Consider the following 25,466-nt stretch of genomic DNA (forward strand, 5'->3'; position numbering starts at 1 on the left):
CCTTAACCTTACTGAACACCTGCTACGCTTTTGGCAGGCAGACTAAATAAGGAGTTGATATGAAATACACACTTTTATTAGGTACCGTTTTGTTCTCACTCTCGGCCTCAGCCCTGGCGGCACCCGACTCCTGTGAGCGGGTGAAAAGTGATATCCAACAAAAGATTATCAACAACGGCGTACCTAAATCGGGCTTTACCCTAACGATTGAACCGAACGACCAAAATAGTGCTTCGGACGCGCAGGTTGTCGGGCATTGCGCTAATGATGGATGGAAAATTCTCTATACCCGTAGCGGGAATAATCAAAGTCAGTCCAATGAAAATTCCGCTTCTGACGCCACCCCACCTGCAGCCCAGTAATTTCCTCCTCTCATTAAAATCATGGGGATCGGTCCTCTTATTGATCCCCAATAATATCTCCCTACTCCTTACTAAGTAGCATAAAGGCATACTTAGCCAGGCATTAGTTCCGGCATGTTATTACTTTTTGATATAACTTATAGTGGAGTGAGCTATGTCCAACGATGAACTTCCTGCTGGCATCAGCCGGCGAACGCTCGTCAAAACTACTGCGCTGGGATCGCTGGCGTTGGCCGCCAGCAGTATTTCTCTTCCCTTCGGTATGCGAACAGCGGCAGCGGCGGTACAAAGTGCGATGCACCCTGCCGACGACAAGGTTGTCTGGGGAGCCTGTTCTGTCAACTGCGGCAGTCGTTGTGCGCTGCGCTTTCACGTCAGCGATGACACCGTAACCTGGGTTGAAACAGACAACACCGGGGACGATGTTTATGGCAATCATCAGGTTCGGGCCTGTCTGCGTGGGCGTTCTATTCGCCGTCGCATCAACCACCCGGACAGACTGAATTATCCGATGAAACGGGTCGGTAAACGCGGGGAAGGTAAATTTGAACGCATCAGCTGGGATGAAGCTCTCGACACGGTCGCCAACAGCCTGAAAAATACGGTGGCCAAATACGGTAACGAAGCGGTCTACATCAACTACTCCTCCGGTATCGTCGGCGGCAATATTACCCGCTCGTCCCCCTCCGCCTCCATCATTGCGCGTCTGATGAGTATTTACGGTGGTTTCCTCGGCCAGTACGGAACCTACAGTACGGCGCAAATCGCCTATGCCATGCCCTATACCTACGGTTCAAACGACGGCAATAGCACCTCCGATATTGAAAACAGCAAACTGGTGGTGATGTTTGGTAACAACCCCGCCGAGACGCGGATGAGCGGTGGCGGCATCACTTATTTCCTTGAACAGGCGCGTGAACGTTCCAACGCACGGATGATTGTGATTGACCCGCGTTACACCGACACCGCTGCCGGGCGTGAGGATGAGTGGCTGCCGATCCGCCCCGGCACGGATGCCGCCCTGGTTGCCGGTCTCGCCTGGGTGCTGATCGCCGAAAACCTGGTCGACCAGCCTTTCCTGGATAAATACTGTATCGGCTATGACGAAAAAACCCTGCCGGCGGACGCCCCGGCCAACGGTCATTACAAAGCCTATATTCTCGGTCAGGGTGACGATGGCATCGCGAAAACCCCACAATGGGCGTCGGCAATCACCGGGATTCCCGCCGAGCGCATCGTAAAACTGGCCCGCGAAATCGGTACCGCCAAACCGGCTTACATATGCCAGGGCTGGGGGCCACAGCGTCAGGCAAACGGTGAGCAAGCCGCTCGTGCTATCGCTATGTTGCCCATTCTGACCGGGAACGTCGGCATCAACGGCGGTAACAGTGGCGCACGCGAATCGACGTATACCATTACCATCGAGCGCATGCCGATGCCGGAAAATCCGGTAAAAACCAAAATCTCCTGCTTTACCTGGACTGATGCTATCGCCCGTGGCCCGGAAATGACCGCGCTGCGCGACGGCGTACAGGGTAAAGATAAACTCGATGTGCCGATTAAGTTCCTGTGGAACTATGCGGGCAATTGCCTTACCAATCAGCATGGCGATATCAACCGTACCCACGACATTCTGCAGGACGAAACGAAGTGCGAGATGATTGTGGTCATCGAGAACTTCATGACCTCCTCGGCCAAATATGCCGATATCCTGTTGCCGGATCTGATGACCGTTGAACAGGAAGATATCATCCCGAACGATTACGCCGGGAACATGGGCTACCTGATCTTCCTGCAACCGATCACCTCCGCGAAATTTGAACGTAAACCTATCTACTGGATTACCAGCGAAATCGCCCGCCGCCTTGGGCCGGATATCTACCAGCAGTTCACTGAAGGGCGCTCGCAGGCGCAGTGGTTAGAGTATCTTTACGCCAAAATGTTGGCGAAAGATCCGCAGTTACCTACATACGACGCGCTCAAAAAGATGGGCATCTACAAACGCAAAGATCCTAACGGGCACTTTGTGGCTTACAAAAAATTCCGCGATGATCCTGTAGCAAACCCACTGAAAACCCCGTCAGGCAAAATTGAAATCTTCTCCAGCCGTCTGGCCAACATTGCCCGTACCTGGGAGTTGCAAAAAGATGAAGTGGTGAGCGCCCTGCCGGTCTATGCCTCCACCTTTGAGGGCTGGGACGATCCGGCGCGTAGTACCTTCCCGCTACAGATGTACGGCTTCCACTACAAATCGCGTACTCACTCCAGCTACGGCAACATTGATGTGCTTGAGGCCGCCTGTCGTCAGGAGGTCTGGCTTAACCCGATTGACGCCCAGAAACGCGGCATTGCTGATGGGGATACGGTGCGGGTGTTTAACGGACGCGGTGAAGTACGTATTGCCGCCAAAGTCACCCCGCGCATCATGCCCGGCGTCACGGCAATGGGCCAGGGCGCCTGGCACGACGCCAATATGCAGGGCGACCGGGTTGACCATGGGGGATGTGTGAACACCTTGACCACACAGCGCCCTTCGCCACTGGCAAAAGGCAACCCTCAGCACACCAATCTGGTTGAAATTGAGAAGGTTTAAGGAGTAGCCGATGACCACCCAATACGGATTTTTTATTGATTCCGCCCGCTGTACCGGCTGCAAAACCTGTGAGCTGGCATGTAAAGATTACAAGGACTTGACCCCTGACGTCAGTTTCCGCCGCATTTATGAATACGCCGGGGGAGACTGGCAGGAGGATAACGGCGTCTGGCACCAGAACGTTTTTGCTTACTATCTGTCGATTGCCTGTAACCACTGTGAAGACCCCGCCTGCACCAAAGTCTGCCCCAGCGGTGCGATGCACAAACGCGAAGATGGCTTTGTGGTCGTCGATGAAGAAATTTGCATCGGCTGCCGCTACTGCCATATGGCTTGCCCTTATGGCGCCCCGCAATACAACGCGAAAAAAGGTCACATGACCAAATGCGACGGCTGCTATAGCCGCGTCGCAGAAGGTCATAAGCCCATCTGCGTGGAGTCATGCCCGCTGCGTGCGCTGGATTTTGGTCCCATTGAGGAACTGCGCAAAAAACACGGCGATCTGGCCGCCATTGCGCCTCTTCCGGCAGCACGTTTTACCAAACCGAGCATTGTGATTAAACCCAACGCCAACAGCCGCCCCACCGGGGATACCACCGGCTACCTGGCAAACCCGCGGGAGGTGTGAGATGGGTAACGGATGGCATGAATGGCCACTGGTGTTGTTTACCGTGCTGGGCCAGTGTGTGGCAGGCGGGTTAATCGTGATGGGGCTCGGCTGGATGGCAGCGAAAGACAATACTGCAAACCAGCGGCGCATCACGCAGAGCATGTTCTTTTTATGGCTGTTGATGGGCATCGGTTTTATCGCCTCGATGCTGCACCTTGGCTCACCGCTGCGTGCGTTTAACTCGCTTAACCGGGTGGGTGCCTCGGCCCTCAGTAACGAAATTGCCGCCGGCTCGATTTTCTTTGCCGTCGGCGGTTTCTGGTGGCTGGTGACGATGCTCGGTAAAATGCCCGCGGCACTGGGCAAAATCTGGCTCGTTGTCAGCATGATACTGGGCGTGGTCTTCGTCTGGGCGATGACCCGCGTGTACCAGATCGACACGGTTCCCACCTGGCATACCGCTTACACCACGATGGGTTTCTTCCTGACCATGTTGTTGGGCGGCCCCCTGCTTGCCGCCCTGCTGCTGCGCGTAGCGCGGACGTCCTTTAATGGCGCGACCTTCGCCTCACTGAGCGTGGCCGCGCTGCTGGCAAGCCTGGCGCTGGTCATTTTGCAGGGTGTCAGCCTTGGTACAATCCACAGTTCCGTCGTGCAGGCAGGCACGCTGGTGCCGGACTACGGTAGTCTGCAGGTAGTGCGGATGCTGCTGCTGGCTGCGGGACTCGGCTGTTGGATTTGCCCGCTTGCAATGCGCAAACAGCCGCGCGTGGTGAGTCTGATTGCGGGCGTGACGCTGGTGGTCGTCGGCGAGCTGATAGGTCGTGGTCTCTTCTACGGACTGCATATGACGGTCGGCATGGCCGTTGCCGGTTAAATCACGCAAGGAGTGAAGATGTCAGGGACCTTATACCGCGATGATTTCGCCTTCAGTGCCAGGATACTGGGTGCGTTGTTTTCCTTCCCGCCCGATGACGAACAGATAAAACCGGTCGTCGATGCCTTTATCAGCGGGGAGTGGCAAGCACAATGGCCGCTGGAGCAGGACGCATTGGCCCCGTTGGCCTGCGGTTTTATGAACCCGTCTGATGAGCCGATTGAAGCGGCCTGGCAGCGGTTGTTCATTGGCCCATGGGCACTGCCTGCTCCGCCCTGGGGCTCGGTCTGGCTGGATAAGGAAAGCGTGATCTTTGGTGACTCTACGCTTGCACTTCGCCAGTGGATGCGGGACAACCAGATAGCCTGGGACAGCGAACAGAACGTGCCGGAAGATCACTTCGGCACTCTGCTGATGCTGGTCGCGTGGCTGGCTGAAAATCAGCAGTTCACCGCCTGCAACGAGCTGCTGGCCTGGCACCTGCTGCCCTGGTCAGGGCGTTTCCTTACCGTCTTCATTCAGGAAGCGCAGCATCCGTTCTGGCGCGCCCTCGGTTTGCTGGCACAAAAAACCCTGGCGGACTGGCAGTCACGCCTCGTTATGCCGGTGGCGCAAAAAACGCTTTACCGCTGACATTATTTCAGACCGATAAAAGGGGTGTGAGTGACAGTGTCACTTTCACCTCTCTCTTTTAAGACAATTCTCTACCTACCCCGCAAGCCATTATGCTGACTGGTATTAAACAAATCATCAGCAAAATCCGTATCTTAAAAAAGATTCGTAAAACTGGAATCCTTCCCAGGTGCTTGCTATAGCACATAGACCCTGCCGCACATGGCATAACAACAGGCAATGGGTCGTTGTATTAACGCATGCACTCAGGGAGACACACTGCAATGCACACTTCCGCACTCACACGCACCCTGCTTTTCATCGTGGGGATTGCTGCCGTACTGGCGCTTCTGGTCTGGGGGATTGGTCCTGAAACCATCAAAGCCCGCCAGGTCGATTTACTCTATCTCGGGCAACAGCACCTGATTCTGGTGTTTAGCTCAATGTTCTTCGCGCTGCTTATCGGTATTCCCAGTGGGATTGCTTTAAGTCGCCCCGCAGCCCGGGGAGTGGCTGAATATGTAATGCAAATCTTTAACGTCGGCAACACGCTTCCCCCGTTGGCGGTTCTGGCGCTGGCGATGGTGGTGATTGGCATCGGCGATACGCCAGCCATCATTGCACTGTTCCTGGCCTCATTGCTGCCTATCGTACGTAACACTTATGCCGGTTTATGTTCCGTCCCTGCGTCCCTTCTTGAAGCGGCGAACGGGATTGGCATGACGAAATGGCAACGTCTTTACCAGGTGGAATTGCCAAATGCATTGCCGGTCATCCTCTCGGGTGTGCGTATTGCTACCGCCATTAATGTGGGGACGGCCCCGCTGGCGTTCCTGATTGGTGCCAGCAGCTACGGCGAACTGATCTTCCCGGGCATTTACCTTAATGACTTCCCGACTTTGATTCTGGGAGCCGCCGCCACGGCGCTGTTTGCTCTCATTCTGGACACCTTGCTGGCAGCGCTGGGCCGTTTCCTGAGCCCGCACACCGCCTGAGAACAATAAAAAGGATACCTTATGAGACGATTTCCCCGACTGCTCGGCCTGCTGAGCACTGCCCTTCTTTTTGCCGCCAGCGCACAGGTACAGGCCGCTCCGCTGATTCTTGCCACCAAAAGCTTTACCGAGCAGCATATTCTCTCCGCCCTGACGGTGCAGTATCTGCAAAAGAAAGGCTTCCAGGTGCAGCCGCAAACCAACATTGCGACGGTTATTTCCCGTAACGCGATGATCAACAAGCAGGTCGATATGACCTGGGAGTACACCGGCACCTCCCTCATCATCTTTAACCACATTAAAGAACGCATGACGCCGGAGCAGTCTTACGAAACGGTAAAACGCCTGGATGCCAAACACGGCCTGGTGTGGCTTGAACCGGCAGATATGAACAACACTTACGCCTTTGCGATGCAGCGTAAGCGCGCCGAAGCAGAGCACATCAATACCATGTCGGAACTGGTAGCGAAGATCGAACAGATTCGTCAAACCGATCCGAAACATAACTGGCTGCTGGGCCTCGACCTTGAATTTTCAGGCCGCAGCGACGGTATGAAGCCCTTACAGCAGGCCTACAACCTTGAACTGGACAGGCCGCAGATTCGTCAGATGGACCCCGGTCTGGTTTACAACGCCGTGCGCGATGGCTTTGTTGACGCCGGGCTGATTTACACCACCGACGGGCGAATCAAAGGGTTCGACCTGAAAGTGCTTGAAGATGACAAAGGTTTCTTCCCCAGCTACGCCGTCACGCCTGTTGTGCGTAAAGACACGCTGGAAGCCAATCCGGGTCTCGAAGAGGCGCTCAATACGCTGTCCAGCCAGTTGAACAACGACGTCATCATTAACCTCAACGCAAAAGTCGATATCGACCATCAAACGCCGCAGCAGGTGGCGCGAGATTTTCTGCGCGACAAGAAACTGCTGTAAGGAGAACCCATGGATACAATTCACTACATGATGGATAACTGGGGCTACCTGGCGCAACTGACGTTTCAGCACCTGTGGCTGGTGCTGTTAGCGGTAGGGATGGCGATTGTGATTGGTGTGCCGCTCGGCATTTTGATCGTGCGCCACAAATGGCTGGCAACACCGGTACTTGGGCTGGCAACGCTGGTGCTGACCATCCCCTCTATCGCGCTGTTTGGCCTGATGATTCCGCTCTTTTCACTCGTCGGTCAGGGCATTGGCGCCCTGCCCGCCATCACCGCCGTGTTCCTCTACTCGCTGCTGCCGATTGTGCGTAATACCCACACGGCCCTCGACAGCCTGCCACCCGGTCTGCGAGAGGCTGGACGCGGCATCGGCATGACCTTCTGGCAGCGTCTGCGCTGGGTGGAGATCCCAATGGCCCTGCCGGTGATTTTCGGCGGTATTCGTACCGCTGTGGTGATGAATATTGGCGTGATGGCCATTGCCGCCGTTATCGGCGCCGGGGGCCTGGGGTTACTGTTACTGAACGGCATCGGCGGGAGCGATATTCGTATGCTGATTGCCGGTGCGCTGATGATTTGTTTTCTGGCCATCGTGCTTGACTGGTTACTGCACCGTTTGCAGGTGGTTCTGACACCGAAGGGGATTCGATAATGATTAAACTGGAAAATCTGACCAAACAATTTAACCAGAAAAATGGCCAGACGATGAAGGCCGTGGATAACGTCAACCTGAACGTGCCGGAAGGGGAAATGTGTGTGCTGCTGGGGCCATCCGGGTGCGGCAAGACCACCACCCTGAAGATGATCAACCGCCTGATCATGCCAAGCAGCGGCAAAATTTTAATTAATAACAAAGACACCAGCGAGATGGATATCGTCACCCTGCGACGTAACATCGGGTATGTCATCCAACAGATTGGTCTGTTCCCCAATATGACCATTGAAGAGAACATTACCGTTGTGCCGCGCATGTTGGGCTGGGATAAAGCCAAATGCAAAACCCGCGCGCAGGAGCTAATGGAGATGGTCGCACTGGATTCGAAGAAGTTTCTCCATCGCTATCCTCGTGAAATGTCCGGCGGTCAGCAACAGCGTATCGGCGTGATTCGCGCGCTGGCGGCGGATCCGCCGGTGCTGCTGATGGATGAGCCTTTCGGCGCGGTCGACCCGATTAACCGTGAAGTCATTCAGAATCAGTTCCTGGAGATGCAGCGTGCGCTGAAAAAGACCGTCATGCTGGTGAGCCACGATATTGATGAAGCCCTGAAGCTTGGCGACCGTATCGCGGTGTTCCGCCAGGGGCGCATTGTGCAATGCGCCAGCCCGGATGAGCTGTTAGCCAAACCAGCCAACGAATTTGTGGGTTCCTTCGTCGGGCAGGACCGTACGCTTAAGCGCCTGCTGCTGGTCTCTGCAGGCGACGTCACGGATAAACAGCCGACGATCACCGTTCGCGAAACCACCTCCGCCGCAGAAGCCTTTGCGCTGATGGACGATAATGATATTCGCGCCATTACCGTCGTGGATGGCGAAGGTAAACCGCTGGGCTTCGTTAAACGTCGTGAAGCGCGTGGCGCGCAGAGCAGCTGTGCCGATCTGCTCCACCCTTTCCGCATTACCGGTAAAGCCGAAGATAACCTGCGTATTGTGCTGTCGAGACTGTACGAAAGTAACACCAGTTGGATGCCCATCGTGGATGAAGGTGGGCGCTACAACGGGGAGATTTCCCAGGATTATATTGCTGAGTACTTAAGCTCCGGGCGTACCCGCCGTGAGCTGAATATTCACAGTGATGTGTGATAACACGTGATGGGTATTCCCCTCTCGCCTCTGGGGAGAGGACCAGGGTGAGTGGAAACATGCGGCTCTGAGGGGCATTCCGTTCACCTTATGTTCCTTGCTTTTCTATCGCTCCAGAACCCGTGAACGTGCCAGGGCGGTTCACCGCCACCGCCCTGGCGACCCGGGCTCCCGGCCAGGAAAATCGCCGCTGGCGCGGTCCACTTAGCATATTCCTTCAGGCTTATCGGGGACGGGCGAAGGTAACGTCCGTGTAAAGTCGCCCTCGCCGCGCATCCCTGCGCGTCGCCCCGGCCTTACGGATACGCTTCGTCGATTTTCAGCCGGACCCTGTCATCGCTTTAACTGTTGTGTTCTCATGGCACAGTGTTATCGCTGTTAAACGTAAAGTTACTGGGGATTCCTCAGCCTTTAAGGGAGAGGCTCAAAGGAGTCAAACGGTTACGCCAGAATACGCTCTGCCACCAGCATCCCTTTTGCCATCGTCAGATTAATATACTGTGATAATTCACGCTGTTCAGCGCGGGGCAGGTATGGCAGTTCTCCGACCAATGGTGCGGGCAGTTTGCGGCTCAGCACATTGATAATTTCAGCATAATGCGCAAGACCCGGATTAATGCGGTTTGCCACCCAGCCAATCAGCGGCAGACCGTCACTGGCAATCGCCTGGGCGGTTAATAAAGCGTGATTGATGCAGCCTTCCTGAATCCCCACCACCATCACCACGGCCATTTGCTCCTGCACGACCCATTCGGAAAGAGGACGCAGATCGTTCATCAGGCTACGCCAGCCGCCCGTGCCTTCAACCACCACATGGTCAACCCTGTCGCAGAGGTGCGCAAGGCCATTGGACAACTGGGTGTAATTAATAGGAAAGCTATGCGCAACGCTGCTTTCATCTTCACTGAGGGCAACAGGATTGACCGCTGAATAAGGTAATTCTATGGAAGAGACACTTTGCAGAACCATCGCATCTTTATTGCGCAGGCCCTCCGGCGTCTCTTTACTTCCTTTAGCGACGGGCTTGTAACCCGCGACGGTTCTGCCACTCGCCGCCAGCGCCTGAAGCAGTGCGCGGGACACGACGGTCTTACCGACAGAGGTATCTGTACCCGTTACAAAGAAACGCTTATGCATCGCTAACCCCACCGTTTTGCTACGAAAATATAAATCAGAAAAATAATTCAGTAGCGAAAGTCTACGCCAGGCATATTCAGCCCGGCTTGAGATAGCGCAATCTTTATGACAACAGTGAAAAAATGTTACCCCTGTAACAAACGGATAAGCAATGAGCCGTTATACATTGCGTCTTTGACCAGTGCGGCACCCGCCATCGTACCCTGATTGGTAAATTGCGTGCTTTCGACGGCAATGTGCTGACTGTAGGCCGGAAGAGACTGCTGGCGAATGCAGTCGGCGATAGCGGGAAAGAGGATGTCGGCGGCCTTGCTCAGCGGCGAACCGATAAGGATCTTTTGTGGATTGAATAAATTCACCATGATGGCAAGAATGCGTCCGACGTTCGCCCCCACGCCGCTGATGATATCTTTCGCCAGCAGATCGCCCTGCCGCGCGGCGTCACATAAAGATTCCACGGTCAGAGGCTGCTGGTGAAGCATTGAGCTCATCGACTGACTCATACGCAGTTGCGCCAGCTCCAGCACGCTGTCCACGCTGGCGATGGTCTCCAGGCAACCGTGGTTCCCGCAGTAACAGCGCTTGCCATAGGGATCGACCTGAGTATGGCCAATCTCCACCAGACTGCTGCTTCCGGCATGCAACAGGCGGCCATCGGTGATCACCCCTGCGCCGACGTTGTGATCGATAACGACCTGAATCACATCCCTTGCGCCGCGTGAGGCGCCAAACAGCGCCTCCGCCATCGTCCAGGCGCTGATATCGTGCTGCACATAGACCGGCACACCGGTGTGTTTTTCCAGCGCTTCACCCAGCGGCATGTCCTTTACATCCTCAAAGAATGGCATGCGATGCACGATCCCGTTTTCGGTATCAATGATGCCGGGCAGCGTGATGGCGATGGCCGTCAGGCGTTCAAGCCGCTGCGTATGGCGGGTAAAGAACGTATCAATATGGTCAATGATTCTCGCCAGCAGCGGCGTCTCATCGGACAGCGCCAACTCGCGCTGTTCTTCCACCACCAGTTTGCTGCTGAGATCGCGAAGAGAGAGATAAATTTCACCGCGACTGATGCGTAAAGAGAGGTAGTGCCAGGCTTCGGTCTCCACCATGAGTCCGACGGCCGGGCGTCCGCGACTACCGGGCTCCTGAATTTCGGTCTCCTGCACCAGGTGTGCTTCGAGCATTTCGCGCACAATCTTAGTAATACTGGCTGGCGCAAGTTGAGCCAGACGTGAAAGATCGATGCGCGATACCGGGCCAAGTTGATCAATCAGGCGATACACCGCCCCCGCGTTGGTCTGCTTAATTTGATCAATATGACCAGGCTGACTATCAGCAACCACCTCTGACTCCCTTTATTTTTGAGCTCGAAATAAACTTTTTGATATGGTGAAGCACTTCATCACTCGCCGTCAAATATTTACGTAGCCTTGTGATTTACAGCACATTTTACAGGGTGAATCTGCGCACTTTTCACCCATTCACCGCGGAAATGAGTTTTTGTTTGAAACGTTGTGCCGCCGTTCCCTGTTCACGGTGTTTTGCCCATACCAGCCACATCTCTGAAATCGCATCGGCTTCGAGAATCGGCACCCATCGGATTTCATTAAGCTGAACACGCCGAAATGAGGCAGGCAGTATCGATACCCCCAGGCCGGCGGCGACCAGCCCGACAATGGTCATGGCCTCTCCAACCTCCTGAGTGATAGTTGGCGTCAGGTTGTAGCGCCGCAACAGCCCCAGGATATCGTCATAAAGACCGGTCCCGACATGAGGGTCGAAAAACACGAACGGTTCCCGTGCCAGCTCCTCCAGCGAGACACCGGGTTTCGCCGCCAGGGGGTGGTTGCGATGAATCATTGCCAGCAACGGTTCGCGCAGAATCACCTCCCAGGCCAGCGTGTCCGGCAGCGGCGTGTTTCGCATCAGGCCGAGCTCCAGTCCCCCGTCATTGAGCGGCGCTATCTGCTCGCGGGTGTTAATCTCTCGCGTCTGGATATGTACATCCGGGTAGAGCTGACGAAAGGATGAAAGGGTGTCAGATACCGCTTTGATAAAGGGCGCAGACGAGGTAAAGCCGATGCGCAACTCCCCCGTCTCCCCCTGATGCAGGCGCGCCGCACGCGCTGCGGCCTCTTCCACCTGGCTCAGGATCTGCCGACTGTCGGCGAGGAACTGCCGTCCAGCGGGTGTCAGACTGACGCTACGATTGGTGCGGGCCAGCAGCTTCGCGCCAATCTGCTGCTCCAGAATCTGTATTTGCTGGCTCAACGGTGGTTGAGAGATATTCAGGCGTGCCGCGGCGTGACCAAAATGCAGCTCTTCGGCAACCGCAATAAAGTAACGCAAATGACGCAGTTCAATATTCATATTTTAAACATATCAATTAAGACTATTAATATATTAGACAGAATAATTTGCCTTTCATACCCTTATTGTTATCCCCGTCTTATCGGGATACTCATGTAAGGATAAAAAGTGAGCCGTACATCAACCGTCGATACCCTTCCCCTGAGCGGTACTGACGACACCGCCCCTGCTTTACCGACCCAATACATTAAACGTGGTACCCCCCAATTCATGCGCGTCACCCTGGCGCTTTTCTCAGCCGGACTGGCAACCTTTGCGCTGCTTTACTGCGTGCAACCGATACTGCCCGTGCTGTCGCAGGAATTTGGCGTGTCGCCTGCCAGCAGCAGTATCTCTCTGTCCGTCTCTACCGCTATGCTGGCCGTGGGTCTGCTGTTTACCGGCCCCTTATCAGATGCCATCGGGCGCAAAAAAGTGATGGTAACGGCGCTGCTGTTAGCGTCAGGCTGTACGCTACTCTCAACCATGATGACCAGCTGGCACGGTATCCTGGTGATGCGTGCGCTATTAGGGCTATCGCTGAGCGGCGTGGCCGCTGTCGGCATGACCTATTTAAGTGAGGAAATTCACCCGAGCTTTGTGGCCTTTTCCATGGGACTGTACATCAGCGGCAACTCGATTGGCGGGATGAGCGGTCGCCTACTCAGCGGTGTGTTGACTGACTTCTTTAGCTGGCGCATAGCGCTTGCGGCGATTGGCTGTTTCGCTCTGGCCTCGGCGATAATGTTCTGGCGCATTCTGCCGGAATCGCGCCATTTTCGCCCATCTTCTCTGCACCCCAGGACGCTACTGATTAATTTGCGTCTCCACTGGCGCGATCGCGGGCTGCCGCTGTTATTTCTCGAAGGGTTCCTGCTGATGGGGTCGTTCGTTACGCTGTTTAACTATATTGGCTATCGCCTGATGGCATCACCGTGGATGCTGAGCCAGGCCATCGTCGGATTGTTATCCGTGGCTTATCTCACCGGCACATGGAGTTCGCCGAAAGCCGGTGCCATGACGGCGAAATACGGTCGCGGCCCGGTGATGCTTGGCGCCATTGCCATCATGCTCATCGGCTTATTGTTGACGCTAATCCCCTCTTTATGGGTGATCTTCGCCGGCATGTTGCTGTTCACCGCCGGGTTCTTCGCTTCACACTCGGTTGCCAGCAGCTGGATTGGCCCCCGTGCCCGCCGTGCCAAAGGGCAGGCCTCTTCACTGTATCTGTTTAGTTATTATCTTGGTTCCAGCATCGCGGGTACCCTGGGCGGCGTGTTCTGGCACAACTATGGCTGGAACGGTGTCGGCGGGTTTATTGCCCTGATGCTGGTCGTGGCGCTCTTCGTAGGCCATCATCTCCGCCGTCGTTTATGCTAAAGCGTGTCAATTTCCGGCCCCGCTACGGCGGGGCGGGCATTTCGTCATCCCCCCTTTCTGATGGTCCTTCTTTCCGGTTTTTCCCGCCCTCAACCAGCAAAATCTGCCCGCCTGCTACACTCACTGGCGAAACAAATAGGGGGATACATGAAATTAGGCTTTGCCTGCAAGTTTCTGGATGCAGAATATAAACAACCATTTCCGTTCAAATCGACGACCCGCACCCGTTTTCTGGCATTGAATCGCGATGCGCAAACCACGCTGCTGCACGCGCTGGCAACCACCAACCTGAAGCATCTCTGGCTAACCTTTCAGCACATTGCTACCGAGCCACCTGCCCTGCGTATGATGCGCATCGGCAGCGATCTGTTGCCGCTCTATACGGTACCCGAAGCCACTGCGATTTATCAGGAATTGCACAGCGAGTTGCAGCCGCTGTTTAGCCAGTGCGGTGAGATCGCCCGCGCCAACGGCATTCGCCTCTCTTTCCATCCCGGTCAGTATTCGGTGCTCGCCTCAGATAACCCACTGGTGGTGGAGCGTGCGCTGGAAGACGTTGAATATCATGCCCTTTGCGCCACCATGATGGGCTACGGTAAGGCGTTCCAGGATTTTAAAATCAATATTCATATGAATGGCAAAGCAGGTTTTGACGGCTTTAAACACGCTTTCGGCAGGCTCAGTCCGGAAGCAAGGCTGATGCTGACGGTCGAAAACGATGAAATCTCCTGCTCGCTGGATGACGTCTTGCAGGCCAGAGCGTTATGCCCGATCGTGCTTGATATTCATCACCATTGGGTGAAAGAGAATGAATTTATCCAACCTGACGATCTCCGTATAGATAGTATTGTTGAATCCTGGCGCGGTGTGCGTCCGGTTATGCACTACTCCATGTCGCAAGAGGGGCTTATTCCCGACCAGGGCTTTCCCGACCAGAATAAGTTGGGCATAGCGAAAACCAAACTGCGGGCGCATTCCGATTTTTACTTCAACCCCACCCTGAATAGCTGGGCTCTCTCTTTTTCAGATTTCGACATCATGTGCGAGGTCAAGATGAAGAACCTCGCCCGTGACCAGCTCTGGAGCCAGGCCCTGGAATCAGGCGCCGATGTACTTTTGTGATGCATCATGATTAATCATGCAGCCTTTAATGGGTTTTAGGTTGTCATAATGCTCGATTGTGATATTTTCATTAAGAAAACTCACGTAATCTTTCAGGAAATCGCATGCATACCAATCCCGTGGGCGAGATCGTGCTCTCCAGCGAAACCATCGCCAGCGGCGTCAGTCAGATCGCCACCGCCATGAATCAGGACTTTACCGAGGCGGTGGTGATTACCGTCGTACCGGGCGGCACGCTGTTTACAGCCGATCTGACCCGTCAGCTCAGTTTCGCTATTCAGATGGATTATATTTCCTGCCCGCACACCCCTGGCGACAGAGAGAATCAGTCCGAGATTGTCTATCACCACAATATCGACATCACCAATAAACCGGTCATTATCATTGACGATGCCATTGAGTCTGGCGGCACCATGAAGCGTCTGGTGGCGTATATTTCGCAACATTACTCTCCGGCCTCGGTCTCGGTTGCAGTGTTATTTGTCAAACCTGGTCGGGTCACTATTCCCGTTAAACAGTATTACGCTTTCGAAATGGAGAATGACGATTTACTGATTGGCTATGGCATGCCCTGGGAAGGTAAATATCGTAACCTCCCCTTTGTGGCTAAGTTGCAAAAATAGGCCTTGCCGGTTTCAAAAAGCGCGGGTATTGCGGCCTTTTACTCGCTCTTTATAGCTGCCGGGAGACATCCCCATCACGGTGTTAAACGCGCGTCGGAAGGCGGTTTCATCATTGTACCCGCACGCACTGGCGACCTTAGCGATGGTCATGCCCGGTTTTTCGAGCATCAGCGTTGCCGTTTCGATGCGCACGCGGGTAATAAAGTTTTTAGGACTGTCATGAATCAGTTCAGCCATTTTGCGGTTGAGCGTTCGGGTGGTCATGTTCAGCGCGGCGGCAAGATCTTCAACCGTGATAGCCGGATTCTGATAACGCACCAGCTGTTCCGCCTTGATGAGCAGCGGATGCCGCGCATGGCGAAAGCCTGCCGGGGCATAGAGTTGCTGAGAGAGCGGCTGGCTATCGGCCGCCGCCATATCCGCGGTCAGTTTGGCTATCTCCTTACCTGCGTACATCCCCACTACATGCAGCACCAGTTCAACCCACGACAGCGGCCCGCCGGTGGTAATCACATGACGATCGTCGACCAGCACCTGCCCCCATATCGGTTTTGCCCGTGGATACCGTTCAGTGAAGGTGTGGTAAAGCCACCAGGTGGTGGCGCACTTTCGCCCGTCCAGTAATCCCGCCTCGCCCAACACGAATGCGCCCGCACAGGCCCCCGCGACGCATGTTCCCTGTGCAGCCTGGGCTTTAATCCACTCCGCTGCGCTGGCTACCGCTTCTGGTGCTATCGGGAATTTTTCCTCGTCCAGACGCATACCGCTGGCAATAATCAGTTCAAACGTGTCACCGTCCGCAAAGGCGCCGTCGCAGTCGATTTGCCGGCCCTGGGCATCCGGCACCGCCTGGCCATCCTCGCTCACCACCGTCACGTTAAAAAAAGGTTCAGCGTGTGCTGGTTGCGGATATTGAGCGATAACCTGATTGGCCAGCCAGAACATATCCGCGAGTCCGGCAATCGCGGATTTCATACTGCCAGGCAGCGCCAGCAGAGCAACACGCATAATCCTGTCCTCTATTTTATAATGTCCGATTTTGCATGATATACGTCATTAAAGACACTTCATAGGCCATATCGCCCCGCTTACACTGCTCAGCATCACGCTCACTTTTGCTGCTGAGGTTTTTCGATGCGTACACTCTTTAAACACATCAAATATGCCGGTTTGTTGTTGACGTGCTTGTCTGCCGTCGCCACGTTCAGCGTGCAGGCCGGAACACCGCCAATTAAGAATATCGTTCTGGTGCACGGCGCCTTTACCGACGGCTCAAGCTGGGCCGGGGTCATCCAGCGCCTGCAGGCAAAAGGCTACCACGTCACCGCCGTGCAAAATCCATTGACGTCCTTACAGGATGATGTTGCCGCAACCCAGCGCGTGCTGGCGCGACAACAGGGTGATGTGCTGCTGGTCGGCCATTCATGGGCCGGCGCGGTCATCAGCGAGGCGGGCAATGCGTCAAACGTTAAGGGGCTGGTTTACCTGTCGGCACTGGCACCTGACAGCGGCGAATCCGTTACCGATCTGCTACACCGGATCGATGCCCCTATGGAAGGCCTGTCAGCGGACAAAAACGGGCTTATCTGGCTTGATGATCCCCGGGCCTTTCATCATGTGATGGCCAACGATCTGCCTGAATCCCAGGCCCGGTTATGGTCAGCCGTTCAGCAACCTATCGCCGCGCTTGCCTTCACGCAAAAAATCCGCCATGCGGCGTGGCATGACAAACCGACCTGGTACCTGTTAACCACCCACGACAATGCCCTTAAACCGGCCATCCAGGAGCGGATAGCTAAAGAAATGGGTGCCGACCTCACCCGCATTCCTTCTGGTCATATGTCTATGCTTTCTCACCCCGACGACGTTGCTGCGCTTATCGATAAGGCGGCACTGGGTATCAATGCGTTACATCACTGAGGCACATAAACGATGCAAATCCTCCATATTGACTCAAGCATTAACCAGGAACATTCCGTTACGCGGCAACTCAGCCAGGAAGTGGTAAGGCAACTGACGGAGACAGGACGATATGACAGTGTGGTGTACCGTGATGTTGTCAAGGACGCCATTCATCATCTCACCGCGCCTGTCGCTGCCGGATTCAGGCCCGTACCAGGGAAAGCGGTTGGCGGCGAGGCCTTAGCGAATGAACACCAGACCTCCCGTCAGGTGGTCGATGAATTTTTGGCCAGCGATACCCTTGTCATTGGTGCGCCAATGTACAACTTTTCCGTTTCAAGCCAGCTCAAAGCCTGGCTCGACAGACTGGCGCAGCCGGGGAAAACCTTTAGCTATACGGCGCAGGGTCCGGTGGGTCTTGCAGGCGGTAAAACGGTCATTATTGTGTCAGCACGAGGTGGTTTTTATTTTAATACCCCCCTCTCAGAGATGGATTTTCAGGAGCGTTATTTACGCCAGTTCTTTGCTTTTCTCGGTATTGCTCAGGTGGAATTTATTCGCGCAGAGGGCATTTCAAAAGGCGAAGATGTCAAACAACATGAGATAGCCGCTGCTTTTACAACCATCCCACTTATTCTTAATAGCCTTTATCCATAACAGGTACTTATTATGCTGCATGCCGTTACCTTATATTACTTATGCCCCGAGGAAACCTTATCCGCACAACGTGATGCGCATAAGCAATGGCTCATTAAGGGTATCAACGCAGGTATTATCATTTTTGCGGGTCCGTTACGCAGCGGTACCGGTGGTTATATTCTGTTTCACAGTGAAGATGTTAAGAACATCCACCGCTATCTGGCCGAGGATCCTTTCGTGATACATAAGATGGTAAGCGTCAATGTATTGACTGTCCTCCCCGCATTGCGCGCGAACGCATTTCCAGCTTTATGGGCAGAAAATGCGGCATCGGTTGACTGACGTATGCTAAGCAAAAGTCCTGAGCGCGAAACGGGCTCAGGACTTTTTTATTCACTACTCCATTTGTATTACCCGTCAGGTCCAGAATCGCCATTAAAACGTCAAAGGTGCAAAGGCAGCAACGCCCTGATACTGAATTTAAGTAAAATTCCACTCTCGATAAAATTAATGTTTAAGGCAGTCCAGATAAAAGTAAATCAGTGAACTTGACGCACCCGAGGCTTAATTCAACAAAAAAACTGGATGCGTCACATTTATTTTAAATGAACCGATCAATATATTAAGATTGATAGGCCAAGGCTATCATAATTAACTTTACAAAAGTTTTCAACGATCAATCACTAATTATTTATCTTTCCCTGCCGATACCAGATCGGTCGACAGAAGCTATGCACAGACAAAAAATGATTCACTTCACTAAGGAAAGGAAATGAAAAACAACGTGAAAGTAAAAATGGCAGGATTAAGCATTAGAAAAAAACTCATGATATCCTTTGGGATAATATTAGTGCTGATGCTTGTGATGTCAGCCAACTCTTTATACCGCCTTAATGAAGCCCGGGATAAAATTTCTAAGATAGTGACAGAGGATTATCCTACCACCGCGATGGGGAATAATCTGATACGCGCCGCCAACGCCTCCTCCATCGATTTGCTGAATATTCTGGTAGAAACCCGGCCCGCAGAAATTGCCGCACTGAAACAACAGATAGAAGGTAGAACAAGTAAAATCAGTGAGTTGTATACAACGCTGAATCAGTCAGCGTCCGATGCGCAATCTCAGTCGATGCTTCACAATATAACAGCAGTACGCCAGACCTATATCCAGTCTCGAGGGAATGTACTCACTAAATTAGAATCCTCTCCGCAGTCCGCCATTGCTGAATATGTCTCAATCACCAAGCCTGCAGAAGAGAAATACACCGCAGCGATAAATGAATTTATTGAATTGCAACGCGATGAAATGCAAACCTCCTATGAAGATTTTCTGCGCGACTTCAACACCAGCAGGGTAGTCATGTCCGGTCTGCTGATCCTGTGTCTCGCCATTGGCATCATTTTGTCTATTATCATTTCCGGCGCAATTGTTTCACCACTAAATCATGCCGTCGAAGCCGCCAGCCGAATTGCCGCTGGCGATCTGGGCATGGATATTAAAATTACCTCGCGGGATGAAACGGGCCTCCTTGCGCGCGCCATACATAACATGCAGGAAGAGTTAAGACGAATTGTCACTGATATTCGCTCAGGCGCTGAAAACATCGCCACTGGTGCGACACAGATTATGTCTGGCACGCGCGATTTATCGGCGAGAACGGAGGAACAAGCCAGTTCCATCGAAGAAACGGCAGCGTCAATGGAACAGATTTCATCGACGGTTAAAAACACCAGTGATAATACCGTCAATGCCGTTCAGCTTTCCGAGATGGCAAGCTCGGCCGCTAAAAATAACGGTAAAATGATGGCATCCCTGACCCATGAAATTCAGAATATTAGTGGGTCTGCGGAAAAAATGTCGGACATCATCAACCTTATTGACTCCATTGCTTTCCAGACCAATATTCTGGCGTTAAATGCCGCCGTTGAAGCCGCCAGAGCGGGAGAACATGGCCGTGGATTTGCCGTGGTGGCAGAGGAAGTGCGAAATCTGGCACAAAAAACGACAGTCTCATCGAAAGATATTCGCGCGTTAATATTGAATGCCAACGAACAAACCGAGCGCGGGCTGGCAATGGTAAAACAAGTGAATACCCAAATGGATGAAATGGTGGTTAACGTCGATAGCGTCACGCATATTTTAAAAGAAATCGAACAGGCCAGTAATGAACAGAGCGATGGAATCCATCAAATCCATATCGCCATTGGCCAGATTGATACCACAACGCAGCAGAATGCGGCCCTGGTGGAAGAATCTGTCGCAGCGTCTGCCATGCTTAATGACCAGGCCAGCGCCATGAACAAGCTGGTGAGCGTGTTTCGGCTTTCCGCCGCCTGACCGTTAATGACACTCCTCTCTTTCCCTTTCAGGAGAGAGGGGTCAACCAGCGCATTTTTTTGTTATCCTTCATGACTGGCATCTTCATTCACTCTCTTCACCGAAGCTGGTACGCATGAAAAAAAATGAAAACTATGAATCCCTTACCCGCACCTTCAGCCGTCTGAGTAAATTCGCCCACCTTTCTGCCATCGCCGGATGGGACATGTTCGCCATGATGCCGCCGGGGGGCAGCACCGCACGCGGTGAAGCACTCGCGGAACTTGGCGTGTTACAGCATCAGATCCTGACCGATAAGCGCGTCGGCGAGTGGTTGCACAATGCCGAGTCAGAAGATCTTAACGATGTGGAACAGGCTAACCTGCGCGAAATGACCCGTCATTATCAGCAGGCGGCGTTACTGCCGGAAAGCCTGGTTGAAGCCAAGTCGCTGGCGGGCAGTAAATGTGAACATGCATGGCGGAGCCAGCGCCCGGCGAACGACTGGCTGGGCTTCAGTGCCAATCTGAAAGAGGTGGTCAAACTGAGCCGCCAGGAAGCGCACATTCGCGCTGAGGCCAAAGGCTGCTCTCCTTACGATGCGCTGCTGGACATCTTCGAACCGGATATGACCAGCGCCCGACTGGACGTGCTGTTTGCCGACCTGAAATCCTGGCTGCCGGATCTGCTGGCAAAGGTGGTGGATAAACAGTCTCGTGAACACCTGATTGCTCCGCAAGGCCCCTTCCCAACCGCCACGCAGCGTGAGCTGGGATTAGAAGCCATGACCCTGCTGGGCTTTGATTTTAACGCCGGTCGCCTGGACGTCAGCGCTCACCCATTCTGCGGCGGCGTGCCGGAAGATGTGCGTATCACCACCCGCTACGATGAGAACGAACTGCTGAGCGCCCTGTTCGGCGTGGTGCATGAAACTGGGCATGCGCGCTACGAGCAAAACCTGCCGCGCCAGTGGCTGGGCCAGCCAGTTGCTCTTGCCCGATCGACCGCGATCCACGAATCCCAGAGCCTCTTCTTTGAGATGCAGCTCGGTCGTAGCGATGCCTTCCTGAAGCAACTGCTGCCCGCCATCGTGCAACACTTTGGCCCACAGCCCGCATTTGAAGAGAGCAACTTTATTGCCTGGAACCAGCGCGTGAAGCCGGGCTTTATTCGTGTGGATGCCGACGAAGTCAGTTACCCGGCGCATGTCATCCTGCGCTACGAGATTGAACGCGCGCTTATTGATGGCGATATCGAGGTGGATGATATCCCTGCGCTGTGGAATGAGAAAATGCAGTCCTGGTTGGGTTTATCAACCGAAGGTAACTACCAGAACGGCTGTATGCAGGACATCCACTGGACTGACGGCGGCTTCGGTTACTTCCCATCCTACACGCTGGGCGCCATGTATGCCGCCCAGCTGTTCCAGGCCGCGCGCACAGCGTTACCGGGGTTGGATAACGCCGTGGCCAGCGGGGATTTCTCTGCACTCTTTGACTGGCTGCGTCAGAACATCTGGCAGCACGGCAGTCGCTTCTCAACCTCGCAACTTATTGAGCAGGCCACCGGCGAAGCGCTGAACAGCCGCTATTTCCGTGACCATTTAACGAAGCGGTATTTGTAAGATTACCCGGAGCCGCTCAGGCGGCTCGATTTTCTTCATCTCCACTGTGCGTCTGAGGGTTGCACGGACAGTCCCCTCGCCCCACCGGGGAGAGGGTTAGGGTGAGGGGAAACATGCGGTTCAGGTGGCCATTCCGTTCACCTTATGTTTCTTGCTTTTCTGTCGCTCCAGAACCTGTGAACGTGCCAGGGTGGCTCGCCGCCACCACCCTGGCGACCCGGGCTCCCGGCCAGGAAAATCGCCGCTGGCGCGGTCCACTCAGCGTATGCCTTCAGGCTTATCGGGTCGGGCGCGATGCAGCGTCCCTGCAACGCGCGCCCTGAACCCGCATCCCTGCGGGTTCCCCCGGCCTTGCGGATACGCTTCGTCGATTTTCAGCCGGACCCAGTCATCGCGGTGACTGTTTTATTCTCATTGAGCAATGTTATCGCTGTAAAACGTAATATTACTGGGGATTCCTCAGCCTGCGGGGAAAGGCTTAGGGTGAGGGGAAAAATGCGCCTCTGAGGGGCATTTCGTTCACTTTATGTTCCTTGTTTTTCTGTCACGCCAGAACCCGTGAACGTGCCAGGGTGAGGGACAATTTCCTCACCGCTACTGCGCCCGTTCACTCACCGTCATCACGAATACCAACTCATCCTGGCCATCATTAATGTACGCATGCGGAGCATCGGTTTTTGCCACCGCAGAGCTGCCTGCCACGACCGTCCAGGCATCGTCATTCACCGTCAGCGTCAGTTCCCCTGACAGCACATATAGCAGCTCAGTCGTCCCTTCTGGATGCCCCGGTGAGGTATAGCGTTCACCAGGCATCAGCGTCCATTGCCACAATTCCAGCATGTCCGGGCCGCTGGAGCCCGCAAGCAACCGCGCGCACCCTCCGCGCTCCCCTTGCCATAGCTCGGGCATCTCCTCGGCGTTAATCAGATGCACCGGTGGCGTGCTGGCGACATTAACAAAGTCTGCGACGGAAACGCCCATCGCGGCGGCAAGCCGACACAGCAGCGCAATGCTCGGGTTGGCACGACAGCCCTCAATATCCACCAGCATTCCTTTACTGATCCCGGCCCGGCGGGAAAGTTCATCCAGCGATATTTTTTTGAGTTTACGGTACAACTTGATGCGCGCAGAAACCGCTTCATTAACGCTCTCTACGTCTGCACCCGCCACGGTCGGTATATTGACTTTTTTGGTCATCGGTCGATATCATGAATTAAATTGGTCATTATAGGATTATCTCGTGTCTCTACTCATACCGTCAATTAGCCCTGAGATTTATCGTCTTGCCCCTGGGTTTCGCGCCTTAAGCATTCAGGTTACTGCCGCACCGCTGGTGGATGCTTCCGTGGGCGAGGCGGCGCTCCGTGATGCATGTGCTGCCGTGCTCGCCGGTGAGCCGCAGTGGGCGCAGGCACACCTTGACGCCTGGGGGGCGGTATTTAAATCCTTTGGCGCGAAGCCAAAGCGCACGCCCTGCTCTGCTGAGGCGTTACGTAAACGTGTGCTGCGCGACGGGACGCTGGCAGCACTGGACCCGGTGGTCGATCTCTATAACGCGGTCAGCCTGCGCTATGCCATCCCGGTCGGTGGGGAAAACAGCCAGGCCTATCAGGGTTCACCCCGTCTGGTCATTGCCAAGGGTAATGAAGCCTTCGACACGCTGAAAGACGGTGTGGATACCGTGGAATCCCCGGATGCAGGTGAAGTTGTCTGGCGTGATGATGCAGGCGTCACCTGTCGGCGCTGGAACTGGCGTCAGGGGGTACGCACCCGCCTGAGCGCCTCGGATACCAGCATGTGGTTTATTCTGGAAAGCCTGCCGGAGATGCCCCTTGACGCGCTGTGGGCCGCAGGAACCATGCTCACCGACGGCCTGCAATCCATGATGCCGGGTACCACCTTTGAAAGCCGGTTATTGTCAGCGGAACCGGCTTAAGCGACGCCAGAGCGTCATTCCTCGTTTTGTACAATAGGTTACACGCCGATACCAATGACTCACGGAAGCGGCGTATTTACAGGGATATAGTGTTTTCAACGGCCCCGCAGTGGGGTTGAATGAAAAACCAAATTCGAGGATATCAGCATGAAAAAAGTATTAGCTCTGGTTGTTGCCGCTGCTATGGGTCTGTCTTCTGTTGCTTTCGCTGCTGATGCTGCCACCACCACGGCTGCGCCTGCTGCGACCACAACGACCACAACCGCTGCACCGGCTGCGAAAGCGCCAGTGAAGAAAGTTCACAAACACAAGAAAGTTGTGGCCCAGAAAGCGCAGGCTGCCAAAGTGAAAAAACATCACAAAAAAGCCGCCGCTAAACCGGCTGTAGAGCAGAAAGCGCAGGCTGCAAAAACCACTAAACATCACAAAAAACATGTAAAACATGCGGCTAAACCGGCTGTAGAACAGAAAGCGCAGGCGGCTAAAACCACTAAGCACCACAAAAAACATGTAAAACACACCGCGACTCAGCCGGCTGCTCAGCCAGCAGCATAAGTCTCCGTGTAACACCTGCCTGTCGTTAAGGTAGAGTCTGACATCGGCGCTGAACCTCTGGGTGAAGCGCCGTTTTTTCTCCGGAGGGCATATGCTGCGACGTTACCGTTTCGAGTTAATTATGCTAATGCTCATTCTGTGTGCGCTTATCGCCTTTCGCTTCTATCTTTCCTGATGTAGCACGCTGATTTTACTCCCACTTTTTTCCCGCCCCGTCTATAGTTAATTACCAGGGTTTACTTAAAAAATCATAATTACCCCTTTCAGAGTGAGATATGCGAAAAACCGCTGTGCTATTACTGGGATCGATTTTTCTTTTCTCCGCAAACGGTCACGCCGATGAGGGTGACGAAGAGGCCCTCAGTGCCCGTGATGTGAAAACCCTGTTTTTTGGTCAGGATGACAGAGTCCCGGTGTTAACGCCGACGCGTTCACCGTGGGATGCCATCGGGCAACTGGAGACCGCGAGCGGTAATTTGTGTACCGCGACATTAATTTCTCCCCATCTGGCCCTGACTGCCGGTCACTGCCTGTTGACGCCGCCGAATGGCAAACTGGACAAGGCCGTCGCGCTACGTTTTGTGTCGCAGAAAGGAAGCTGGCGTTATGAAATTCACGGCATCGAAGGCCGCGTCGATTCATCGTTAGGAAAGCGACTGAAAGCCGATGGTGATGGCTGGATTGTTCCGTCCTCCGCGGCACCCTGGGATTTTGGGCTGATCATTTTGCGTAACCCTCCTTCCGGCATCACCCCGTTGCCCGTGTTTGTCGGCGACAAAGAGGCCCTCACCGAAGCCCTCAAAGTGGCAGGTCGTAAAGTGACGCAGTCGGGTTATCCGCTCGATCATCTGGAAACGCTTTACAGTCACCACGACTGTATCGTTACCGGCTGGGCGCAAAACAGCGTGCTGTCTCACCAGTGTGATACGTTGCCGGGGGACAGTGGCTCTCCGCTAATGCTTAAAACCCCAGAAGGCTGGCAGCTGATCGCGGTACAAAGCTCTGCCCCCGCCGCTAAAGATCGCTGGCGAGCCGACAACCGTGCCATCTCGGTAACCGGTTTTCGTGACAAACTTGAGGCCCTTTCGCAGTAAC

General features: G+C 54.3%; 26 protein-coding genes. 21 read left to right on the forward strand and 5 right to left on the reverse strand.

Annotation, left to right across the window (positions count from 1 at the left end; genetic code table 11):
- The first annotated feature begins 59 nt into the window (after nucleotides 1–59).
- The 9 genes from ACUY4Q_RS12240 (at nucleotide 60) to osmV (ending at nucleotide 8,784) form a co-directional block, all read left to right on the forward strand.
- A complete protein-coding gene (locus ACUY4Q_RS12240) occupies nucleotides 60–362 on the forward strand; it encodes a DUF1161 domain-containing protein (RefSeq protein WP_458043041.1) in 303 nt (100 codons plus the stop codon).
- 154 nt (nucleotides 363–516) lie between these two features.
- Nucleotides 517–2,955 carry a selenate/tellurate reductase subunit YnfE gene (ynfE, locus tag ACUY4Q_RS12245; RefSeq protein WP_458043042.1) on the forward strand — a complete coding sequence of 813 codons (2,439 nt, stop codon included), beginning with the start codon at nucleotides 517–519 and terminating at the stop codon, nucleotides 2,953–2,955.
- Between the two features lie 10 nt (nucleotides 2,956–2,965).
- Nucleotides 2,966–3,583, forward strand: coding sequence for a DMSO/selenate family reductase complex B subunit (locus ACUY4Q_RS12250; RefSeq protein WP_458043043.1), 618 nt, complete (start codon nucleotides 2,966–2,968; stop codon nucleotides 3,581–3,583).
- A gap of 1 nt (nucleotide 3,584) precedes the next feature.
- On the forward strand, nucleotides 3,585–4,442 hold the full coding sequence (locus tag ACUY4Q_RS12255) for a dimethyl sulfoxide reductase anchor subunit family protein (protein ID WP_458043044.1): 858 nt from the start codon (nucleotides 3,585–3,587) through the stop codon (nucleotides 4,440–4,442).
- Nucleotides 4,443–4,460: 18 nt separating this feature from the next.
- Nucleotides 4,461–5,075, forward strand: a complete 615-nt coding sequence (gene dmsD / locus ACUY4Q_RS12260; protein WP_458043045.1) for a Tat proofreading chaperone DmsD — start codon at nucleotides 4,461–4,463, stop codon at nucleotides 5,073–5,075.
- A gap of 263 nt (nucleotides 5,076–5,338) precedes the next feature.
- A complete protein-coding gene (osmY, locus tag ACUY4Q_RS12265; protein WP_458043046.1) occupies nucleotides 5,339–6,049 on the forward strand; it encodes an osmoprotectant ABC transporter permease OsmY in 711 nt (236 codons plus the stop codon).
- 21 nt (nucleotides 6,050–6,070) lie between these two features.
- Nucleotides 6,071–6,979 carry an osmoprotectant ABC transporter substrate-binding protein OsmX gene (osmX, locus tag ACUY4Q_RS12270; protein ID WP_458043047.1) on the forward strand — a complete coding sequence of 303 codons (909 nt, stop codon included), beginning with the start codon at nucleotides 6,071–6,073 and terminating at the stop codon, nucleotides 6,977–6,979.
- A gap of 9 nt (nucleotides 6,980–6,988) precedes the next feature.
- Nucleotides 6,989–7,636, forward strand: a complete 648-nt coding sequence (osmW, locus tag ACUY4Q_RS12275; protein WP_458043048.1) for an osmoprotectant ABC transporter permease OsmW — start codon at nucleotides 6,989–6,991, stop codon at nucleotides 7,634–7,636.
- Nucleotides 7,636–8,784 carry an osmoprotectant ABC transporter ATP-binding protein OsmV gene (gene osmV, locus ACUY4Q_RS12280; RefSeq protein ID WP_458043049.1) on the forward strand — a complete coding sequence of 383 codons (1,149 nt, stop codon included), beginning with the start codon at nucleotides 7,636–7,638 and terminating at the stop codon, nucleotides 8,782–8,784. The genes osmW and osmV overlap by 1 nt, the downstream gene beginning before the upstream one ends.
- A 441-nt stretch (nucleotides 8,785–9,225) precedes the next feature.
- On the opposite strand, the gene bioD is transcribed toward osmV, so the two are convergent.
- The 3 genes from bioD to ynfL form a co-directional block, all read right to left on the reverse strand.
- Entirely contained in the window at nucleotides 9,226–9,921 is a 696-nt protein-coding gene (bioD, locus tag ACUY4Q_RS12285) for a dethiobiotin synthase (RefSeq protein ID WP_458043050.1), read from the reverse strand.
- A gap of 125 nt (nucleotides 9,922–10,046) precedes the next feature.
- Nucleotides 10,047–11,267, reverse strand: a complete 1,221-nt coding sequence (gene mlc, locus ACUY4Q_RS12290; RefSeq protein WP_458043051.1) for a sugar metabolism global transcriptional regulator Mlc — start codon at nucleotides 11,265–11,267, stop codon at nucleotides 10,047–10,049.
- Between the two features lie 130 nt (nucleotides 11,268–11,397).
- Nucleotides 11,398–12,294 (reverse strand): multidrug efflux transcriptional activator YnfL/SxtR(Kp), encoded by an 897-nt coding sequence (ynfL, locus tag ACUY4Q_RS12295; protein WP_458043052.1) that lies wholly within the window; start codon nucleotides 12,292–12,294, stop codon nucleotides 11,398–11,400.
- Between the two features lie 108 nt (nucleotides 12,295–12,402).
- On the opposite strand from ynfL, the gene ynfM reads away from it, so the two are divergent.
- The 3 genes from ynfM (at nucleotide 12,403) to ACUY4Q_RS12310 (ending at nucleotide 15,398) form a co-directional block, all read left to right on the forward strand.
- A complete protein-coding gene (gene ynfM, locus ACUY4Q_RS12300) occupies nucleotides 12,403–13,653 on the forward strand; it encodes a multidrug efflux MFS transporter YnfM/SxtP(Kp) (protein WP_458043053.1) in 1,251 nt (416 codons plus the stop codon).
- Nucleotides 13,654–13,800: 147 nt separating this feature from the next.
- Complete coding sequence (locus ACUY4Q_RS12305) at nucleotides 13,801–14,775, forward strand: UV damage endonuclease UvsE (RefSeq protein WP_458043054.1); 975 nt, start codon at nucleotides 13,801–13,803, stop codon at nucleotides 14,773–14,775.
- Between the two features lie 104 nt (nucleotides 14,776–14,879).
- Nucleotides 14,880–15,398 (forward strand): phosphoribosyltransferase, encoded by a 519-nt coding sequence (locus ACUY4Q_RS12310; protein WP_458043055.1) that lies wholly within the window; start codon nucleotides 14,880–14,882, stop codon nucleotides 15,396–15,398.
- A gap of 12 nt (nucleotides 15,399–15,410) precedes the next feature.
- Here ACUY4Q_RS12310 and ACUY4Q_RS12315 read toward each other — a convergent pair whose 3' ends face one another.
- Nucleotides 15,411–16,406, reverse strand: coding sequence for a GlxA family transcriptional regulator (locus tag ACUY4Q_RS12315; protein WP_458043056.1), 996 nt, complete (start codon nucleotides 16,404–16,406; stop codon nucleotides 15,411–15,413).
- A gap of 126 nt (nucleotides 16,407–16,532) precedes the next feature.
- Between ACUY4Q_RS12315 and ACUY4Q_RS12320 the strand changes: the two genes are divergently transcribed.
- The 5 genes from ACUY4Q_RS12320 (at nucleotide 16,533) to ACUY4Q_RS12340 (ending at nucleotide 21,880) form a co-directional block, all read left to right on the forward strand.
- Nucleotides 16,533–17,318, forward strand: a complete 786-nt coding sequence (locus tag ACUY4Q_RS12320) for an alpha/beta fold hydrolase (RefSeq protein WP_458043057.1) — start codon at nucleotides 16,533–16,535, stop codon at nucleotides 17,316–17,318.
- A gap of 12 nt (nucleotides 17,319–17,330) precedes the next feature.
- Nucleotides 17,331–17,957 carry an FMN-dependent NADH-azoreductase gene (locus ACUY4Q_RS12325; protein ID WP_458043058.1) on the forward strand — a complete coding sequence of 209 codons (627 nt, stop codon included), beginning with the start codon at nucleotides 17,331–17,333 and terminating at the stop codon, nucleotides 17,955–17,957.
- Nucleotides 17,958–17,969: 12 nt separating this feature from the next.
- Entirely contained in the window at nucleotides 17,970–18,281 is a 312-nt protein-coding gene (locus ACUY4Q_RS12330) for a YciI family protein (RefSeq protein ID WP_458043059.1), read from the forward strand.
- Nucleotides 18,282–18,711: 430 nt separating this feature from the next.
- Nucleotides 18,712–20,277 (forward strand): methyl-accepting chemotaxis protein, encoded by a 1,566-nt coding sequence (locus tag ACUY4Q_RS12335; protein ID WP_458043060.1) that lies wholly within the window; start codon nucleotides 18,712–18,714, stop codon nucleotides 20,275–20,277.
- A 115-nt stretch (nucleotides 20,278–20,392) separates the two neighbouring features.
- Nucleotides 20,393–21,880: a carboxypeptidase M32 gene (locus ACUY4Q_RS12340; protein ID WP_458043061.1), complete on the forward strand. Its 1,488-nt coding sequence runs from the start codon at nucleotides 20,393–20,395 to the stop codon at nucleotides 21,878–21,880.
- Between the two features lie 594 nt (nucleotides 21,881–22,474).
- Here ACUY4Q_RS12340 and ACUY4Q_RS12345 read toward each other — a convergent pair.
- A complete protein-coding gene (locus ACUY4Q_RS12345) occupies nucleotides 22,475–23,077 on the reverse strand; it encodes a helix-turn-helix domain-containing protein (protein ID WP_458043062.1) in 603 nt (200 codons plus the stop codon).
- A gap of 43 nt (nucleotides 23,078–23,120) precedes the next feature.
- Here ACUY4Q_RS12345 and ACUY4Q_RS12350 point away from each other — a divergent pair, with 43 nt between their 5' ends.
- The 4 genes from ACUY4Q_RS12350 (at nucleotide 23,121) to ACUY4Q_RS12365 (ending at nucleotide 25,465) form a co-directional block, all read left to right on the forward strand.
- Nucleotides 23,121–23,816, forward strand: a complete 696-nt coding sequence (locus tag ACUY4Q_RS12350) for a B3/B4 domain-containing protein (RefSeq protein ID WP_458043063.1) — start codon at nucleotides 23,121–23,123, stop codon at nucleotides 23,814–23,816.
- 147 nt (nucleotides 23,817–23,963) lie between these two features.
- The gene (asr, locus tag ACUY4Q_RS12355; protein WP_458043064.1) at nucleotides 23,964–24,371 is read left to right on the forward strand and encodes an acid resistance repetitive basic protein Asr; all 408 of its coding nucleotides are present in this window, start codon (nucleotides 23,964–23,966) and stop codon (nucleotides 24,369–24,371) included.
- Nucleotides 24,372–24,462: 91 nt separating this feature from the next.
- Nucleotides 24,463–24,546 carry a small membrane protein YdgU gene (ydgU, locus tag ACUY4Q_RS12360; RefSeq protein WP_458047330.1) on the forward strand — a complete coding sequence of 28 codons (84 nt, stop codon included), beginning with the start codon at nucleotides 24,463–24,465 and terminating at the stop codon, nucleotides 24,544–24,546.
- A gap of 100 nt (nucleotides 24,547–24,646) precedes the next feature.
- Nucleotides 24,647–25,465, forward strand: a complete 819-nt coding sequence (locus ACUY4Q_RS12365; RefSeq protein ID WP_458043065.1) for a trypsin-like serine peptidase — start codon at nucleotides 24,647–24,649, stop codon at nucleotides 25,463–25,465.
- Nucleotide 25,466: the final 1 nt, after the last annotated feature.

The organism is Phytobacter cepae (assembly GCF_054165735.1).